This window comes from Streptomyces sp. UH6 (assembly GCF_013421635.1).
Taxonomy (GTDB): Bacteria; Actinomycetota; Actinomycetes; order Streptomycetales; family Streptomycetaceae; genus Streptomyces; species Streptomyces abyssomicinicus.
Genome location: NZ_JACADT010000268.1, coordinates 1 through 6,443, shown reverse-complemented (window position 1 = coordinate 6,443; position 6,443 = coordinate 1). Strand labels below are relative to the sequence as shown.

4 protein-coding genes and 1 pseudogene are annotated in these 6,443 nt (G+C 72.2%); all 5 read right to left on the bottom strand.

All coding sequences use genetic code 11. The annotated features are described in order from the left end of the window. Positions 1-41: 41 nt before the first annotated feature. The gene (locus HW445_RS14995; protein ID WP_180221519.1) at positions 42-1,373 is read right to left on the bottom strand and encodes an MFS transporter; all 1,332 of its coding nucleotides are present in this window, start codon (positions 1,371-1,373) and stop codon (positions 42-44) included. After that, positions 1,370-2,656, bottom strand: a complete 1,287-nt coding sequence (locus tag HW445_RS14990; RefSeq protein ID WP_180221518.1) for a galactosyltransferase-related protein — start codon at positions 2,654-2,656, stop codon at positions 1,370-1,372. The genes HW445_RS14995 and HW445_RS14990 overlap by 4 nt, the downstream gene beginning before the upstream one ends. After that, a complete protein-coding gene (locus HW445_RS14985; RefSeq protein ID WP_180221517.1) occupies positions 2,649-3,743 on the bottom strand; it encodes an N-acetylglucosamine-6-phosphate deacetylase in 1,095 nt (364 codons plus the stop codon). Before HW445_RS14985 ends, HW445_RS14990 begins: the two co-directional genes overlap by 8 nt. A 615-nt stretch (positions 3,744-4,358) precedes the next feature. Then, positions 4,359-6,005, bottom strand: a complete 1,647-nt coding sequence (locus tag HW445_RS14980) for an alpha-D-glucose phosphate-specific phosphoglucomutase (protein ID WP_180221516.1) — start codon at positions 6,003-6,005, stop codon at positions 4,359-4,361. A 70-nt stretch (positions 6,006-6,075) separates the two neighbouring features. Continuing rightward, positions 6,076-6,443 (bottom strand): annotated as a pseudogene (locus HW445_RS14975) (hypothetical protein); the annotation flags it as partial.

Sequence of the window (6,443 nt, the reverse complement as noted above, 5' to 3'; positions counted from 1 at the left end):
GGCCATCGTGGCCGTCCGGCCGGGGCTGCTGGAGAGCGTGCTCACTGCGACCCCGCCAGGCTTTCCGGCGCCCCGGCCGTGGCCTCGTCCGTCTTCCGGAACTCGGGGAAGCGCACCGCGTGCGGCAGCCGGGCCGCCGCGGCGGCGAAGCACAGGCCGCCCGCCGCGATGACGGCCGCGAGCAGCACCCAGGTCAGCGCCGAGGAGAACTCGAAGACGAAGCCGAAGCAGGCCGGGAAGACCGCCATGCCCACGGCGGCCGCGGTCTGGAACACCGCGACGGTCCGGCCGCGTACGGCGTCCGGCACCGACTCGGTCATCAAGGCGTTGGAGGCGGGCATGTACAGGGCGTCGACGACCGCCAGCACCACGCCGACGACCACCACGACGCACCACGCGAGCGCCGACTGCCGTTCCGGCATGGCGGCCATCAGCAGCAGTGACGCGGACAGCAGCCCGGCGGAGAAGCAGATGACCCCCGCCCGGGAGCGGAACCGCACGGCATGACTGAGCGGTGTCTGGATCAGCGCCGCGATCCCGGTGTTCAGGGCGAAGAGCAGCGTGGACACGTAGACCGGCATGTCCCACCGCTCCACGAAGAGCAGCGGCAGCGCCACGGAGGGCAGCAGCATCACCGGGCTGAGCAGCACCTGGCCGATCACGAACAGGCGGTTGGCCCGGCCGGCGAAGGCGGTGCGCCATCCCCGTACGGCCTGCAGGAGTTCGGGGTCCTCGTCGTCCTCGCCGCCGGCCGCGGCCGCGTCGTCGGCGGGCGGGGACATGGGCTGGAGGACGAACAGCAGCGCCGCCGCCACACAGGTGGCGATGTTGAGGACGACCAGCCAGCGGGCGCCGGCGTCGGTGCCGGCCGCGAGGATCACGGTGGCGAGGATCGCGCCGAGTCCCATGGCGCCCGCCTTGATGGACTCCAGGAAGGCGAACCAGCGTTCGAAGGGCCGTCCGCCGCTGAGTGTGTGCACGTAGGACGACCAGCAGGCCCAGTACATCCGGTCCGCGATGGCGACCAGCAGCATCGCCAGGAAGGCCGTGGCCAGGCCGTCCGCCAGCAGGTACAGCACGTAACCGGCGGCCGACACCAGGTTGTTGGTGACCATGGCGAGCTTCGGGCCGAAGCGGTCGGTCATCGCCCCGCCCGCCAGTCCCGCCGGCAACGACAGCAGGGTGGCCGCCGTGAGGGCGACGCCCAGCTCCGCCACGGGGATGTCGGTGGTGAGGGTGAAGTAGAGCAGGGAGATGGGGATCATCAGTCCCACTCCCACGGTGTCCACCAGGACCGCGGCCGTGGTCCGGCGTACCTCGGTGAGGGGCGGTACGCCGAATCGTGCGGCCAGTCCCTTGTTTTGTGTGCTCACGCCGTTTCCGTCCTCGTTCCGTGCGTCATCTCGTGCGCGTACTTCCGCGGGTCGCCGAGCGGCCCCGGGTTCGCGGGCCGCGGTGTCCTCGCGATGTGCTGGTTGGCCCGGCGCCCTTCGGCGTCGACCATGACCGGCCGGCGGTGCCACAGGTGCGCCAGCGGACGGCTCCACCGGGGCACGGACGTGTGGCGCAGCACCTGCCGGTAGAACTCGTTGTCCTCGTCGCCCCAGCCCCGGAAGCGCTCGTCGTAGCCGCCCACCGTCTCGAAGAGGTCGCGGGTGACACAGACGTAGCCGCCCCACACGTCGCGGAGCGCGAAGCCCCGCAGCTGCGAGGCGTCCGCGGTTCCGGAACCGCCGGGTGCCAGCCGGGACCGGATGGCCCTGCCGCTGCTGGCCGGGTCGAGGAAGATCAGGTCGCCGTAGGGCAGGAGGGCGGGCGGCCCGTCCTCCAGGCAGGCCACCACCTTGGAGAGGTGGTCGCGCTCCACCACCATGTCGGCGTCGTGGAAGCACAGGTGGCGTGCCCCCGGGACGGCCGCGACACCGGCGTTCAGCGCCCAGCTCTTGTTGAAGGCACCCGGGTTGGGCAGGAACAGGTAGTCGTCGACGAGGTCGGCGAGGTACCGGTCCATCCGGGGCTCGACGTCCTGTTCCACGACGACGACCCGGTAGGCGGACCGGTCGAGGTCCTGCCGCACCGCCGAGGCGACGGCGGCCACGGCGTTGCGCGCCCGGCCGGTGTCGGAGGGGTGCGCCCGCACCGGGATGACGACCGCCACCAAGGGGTCGCCCGCACCCGCCCGCGCCACCGGTTCGGCGCCGATCAGTGCGCGGACGTCCTCGGCGGTGCCCGGGACCGGCGGCTCGTCGTCGGTGGGCCGGCGGTGGTCGGCGCCCAGGTGGTAGCGGATCACCGTGGTCCGCTCCGCCTCGGCAACCATCTCCCCGAGCCGTGCGGCGAACGCCGCGTCACGGGCGAGCTCCGCCTCGAGTGCCGCTTCGAGGAACCGGTGGGTGGTGGCGTCGGCGGGGTCGGCGGCGAGCCGTCGCAGGGCCTCCGGGACCGCCCTGTCCGCCCAGTCGCGTGTCAGAAGGGCGGCGCGTACGGCGTGGTGCGCGGGTTCCGTCTCCCGCCACGTGCTGGCGTTGACGGCCGCCTCCGGGTCACAGGCGGCGACGTACACGCCGACGGCGGTACGGGCCGTGGTCCTGGGCGACTGCGCCACGGCGGGGGGCTGTGCGACGGCGGGGGGCTGTGCGACCGCGGGCTCAGTCACGGTCCTGCCCTCCGTATCCCGCGCCGCCCACTCCGGCCACCGCGGGGACCCGCACCGGGGTCAGCCCACGCCGCGCGTTGTGCCCGAACACGCGGTCGAAGACGGAACCGTCGGCGGTGAGGCTCCTCAGGTTGCGGCGCTGGGTGGCGAGCTCGCCCGAGCCGGCCGCCACGATGCCGTCGGAGCGGTACCAGAGCCCGCTGCCCTCCCGGTGGTGGAGCTCCTCCCCGGCCAGGAACGGGACGGCGATGTCGTCGGTGATCCCGATCAGACGCTCGGGGCCGAGGTGATCGAGCGTGCGGCGACAGATCTCCAGGTCGACGTGGTCCCCGTCGAAGTTCAGGAACGGCAGCAGGTGCCCCTCCCGGGCGGCCCGCAGCAGGGTCGCCGGCACCGGTCCCAGCAGCCGGTCGAGGTCCGCCGTCTCCCAGTCCGCGGCCAGTACCGGCGCGATCTGCTCGGCCCGGCGGGAGCGCTCCTCCGCGGTCCGCCACACGTGGCGGAAGTTGCGCGGCATGTCGTTGTAGAGGTGGTCGGTCAGCAGGACGTCCGGACCCGGGCCGTAGCGGTCCTGCACGTGCGCGATGACGGCGCGGGTGCGCTCGGCGCTGAGTTCCGGCGCGTGGTGCTGGAAATGCCCGAGCGCGATCTTGACGCCGTTGACGTAGCAGAGGTCGATCACGTCCCGGTAGGTGAGGCCGTCGTCTAACTCGTCGTCGAGTTCGCCCATGTCCGGGCCCATCACGATGTACCGGAGGCCGTACCGGCCCATGACCGCGATGCGCTCCCACTCCTGGGCGGTGGGCGACCAGATCCCGCGCGGCGGCACCCCGCCGGTGCGGCCCAGCAGAGGGCCCTCCACGGAGAACCCGAGGACGGCGGGCAGGGACGCCCGGTTCTCGTGCCACGCGTACATCAGGTCCGTCACCGCGGACAGGTGCTCGCGTCCCAGGAAGATGCCCGGTACGACGTCGAAGCCCCCCTTCTCCGCGAGACCGTTCGCGATGCCCAGTTGGTCCGGGGTCATCGAGCTGTAGTCGATCCCCCCTATTCCGTGGGTGTGAACAAGAACAGGCCGTGCATTCATGTGCCGTCCTCCGACGTGGTGAGCGTTCGAGTAAAGACGTTGTCGTAAATCTCGGGGTCGCACAAAACTTTGTCAACGTTCACTGGAGGAAAGTTGAACACCGGGAAAGAAACGTTCAACCGCATCGCACACGCAGTTGGCAGCCGCTCGCTCCCGCACGAATGCGCACGTCACCCCAGCTTTCGGTGGAACGCAAGAGCCCTCCCCCGCACGGTCGACGCGCGAGGGAGGAAAGGTGGATGCCACCGAGTTCCCCAGCATTCGAATCAAGGATCGCCGGCACCGGAATCAAGGGTCGCCAAAATCACGGACGAGTCGATTTCCCGCACGGGGTGACACATTTCCCCGCGCCGGTACCACGGCGCGTTCGACGACCCAAGGAAAAGGATCGGCGAGACCGAAAGAATTCACGTCCGGACCGCGGCTGTGCGGCGTATTCACGCCGACGGTGCCGCGGCGGCGGAATTCCGCCGCCGCGGGCCCGCGTCCGGTGCGGTTCAGCTCGTCGTGCCCGCTCCTCCCTCGCGTGCGGCACGTGTTCGGTCGCCGATGCCGGGCGCGGACGCGCGGCACGGCCGTGCTGCGAGCCCGGTCAGATCCCGGTCGAGGTCCCGGTCACGCCCGGATCGCCTTCTCCACCATCTCCCTCGCCTCCGCGAGGACACGGTCGAGGTGGTCGGGACCGAGGAACGACTCGGCGTACACCTTCTGGACGTTCTCCGTGCCGGACGGCCGGGCCGCGAACCAGGCGTTGCGGGTGGTCACCTTGATACCGCCCAGCGGTGTGCCGCTGCCCGGCGCGTGGGTGAGGACCGACTCGACGTCCTCGCCCGCCAGTCGGCCGCCCGGCAGCCGGTCGGCGGACAGCCGGCCCAGCGCGGCCTTCTCCTCGGGACCCGCGGGGGTGTCGACCCGGACGTAGGACGGGCGGCCGAGGCGCTCGGTGATCCCGTTCCACAGTTCCGACGGGGAGGAGCCGGTGACCGCGATGATCTCGGCGGCCAGCAGCGCCGGGACGATGCCGTCCTTGTCGGTCGTCCACACCGAGCCGTCCCGGCGCAGGAAGGACGCACCGGCCGACTCCTCGCCGCCCCAGCAGAGCTGTCCGGTCCGCAGCCCCTCGGTGAACCACTTGAAGCCGACCGGCATCTCGACCAGCGGCCGCCCCAGTTCGGCGGTGACCCGGTCGACGAGGCCGGAGGTCACCACGCTCTTGCCGATCCCGGCGGTGGCCGGCCAGCCGTCCCGGTGGGCGTGCAGGTAGGGCACGGCCACGGCGAGGTAGTGGTTGGCGGGGAGCAGCCCGCCGTCCGGCGTGACGATGCTGTGGCGGTCGGCGTCGGCGTCGTTGGCGACGGTCACGTCGTACCGGTCACGCCGCGCGGTGAGCGGCGCCATGGTGTGCGGCGACGAGCAGTCGGTACGCAGTTGGCCGTCGTGGTCCGGCGCCAGGAACCGCCAGGTGGGGTCGGTGCGTTCGTTCAGCACGGTCAGGTCGAGGCCGTACCGCTCGGCGATCCGGCCCCAGTAGGCGACCGAGGCGCCGCCCAGCGGGTCCGCGCCGATCCGGATGCCGCTCGCGCGGACCGCCTCCAGGTCGAGCACGGACGACAGGTCGTCGACGTAGGCTCCGAGGAAGTCGAACCGTCCTGTGGTGTCCGCGTCCCGGGCACGGGCGTACGGCACGCGGCGCACCTGCGACAGCCCGGCGGCGAGGAGCTCGTTGGCGCGCCGCTCGATCCACGCGGTGGCCGTGGTGGAGGCGGGCCCGCCGTGCGGCTCGTTGTACTTGAAGCCGCCGTCGCCCGGCGGGTTGTGGGACGGCGTGATCACGACGCCGTCCGCCGGGGCCCGCCTGCCGTGCCGCAGGTTGTGCGCGAGCACGGCGTGCGAGACGGCCGGGGTGGGGGTGAAGGCACCGGGCGTGTCCTGCAGCACGGTCACTCCGTTGGCTGCGAACACCTCGAGGGCGGTGATCCGGGCCGGTTCCGACAGCGCGTGCGGATCCGCACCGAGGAACAGCGGTCCGGTGACGCCCCGCGCGGCCCGGTACTCGACGACCGCCTGGCTGATGGCGGCGATGTGGTCGTCGTTGAAGGCGGCGTCCAGGGCGGAGCCGCGGTGCCCGTTGGTGCCGAAGACGACGCGCTGACGCAGGTCCCCGGGGTCGGGCCTGAGTGCATGGTAGGCATCGACGACCCGGGAGACGTCGATCGGCTCCCTCTCGCCCTCACCGCCGGTACCGGCCTGTTCGTGCTGCACCTTCGCCTCCTCGTGTCCGCTGCCGGGGCCGGCTCTCGGCTGTCCCGGTACCTCGTCCCTCGCGCGCGGTTCAGTGCGCCAGGTCCCGCATGCTCGCGCTCAGCGCCCGCTCGCACTCCTCGGCGAAGTCCTGCCAGACGCCGGAATACCCCCGCAGCAACTCCGCGAGGGGACCGAGGCAGTGCGGGGGGACGGACGTGACGATCCGCTGCTGCTCGCGCTCGCGCACAGCCGTGGCGCAGACCTGGAGCAGCCGCAGCAGCTCGCGGCCGGTCCGGTTCAGCCGCAGTGACGGGTCCCGGCTCAGCATGTCCGCCACGCGGGTGAGTGCCTCGGGGGTGACTGACACCGTTGTCGGAACAGGCGCCGGGCGAGGGTCGCCTTCGGCCGTCGGCCCGGCCGAGGGGCCGGTGCGGGAGCCGGTACGGGGGCTGGTGC

Bases quoted from the DNA above. Each gene is read 5' to 3' on its own strand.
- HW445_RS14985 (WP_180221517.1), bottom strand. From the start codon at position 3,743: ATGAATGCACGGCCTGTTCTTGTTCACACCCACGGAATAGGGGGGATC.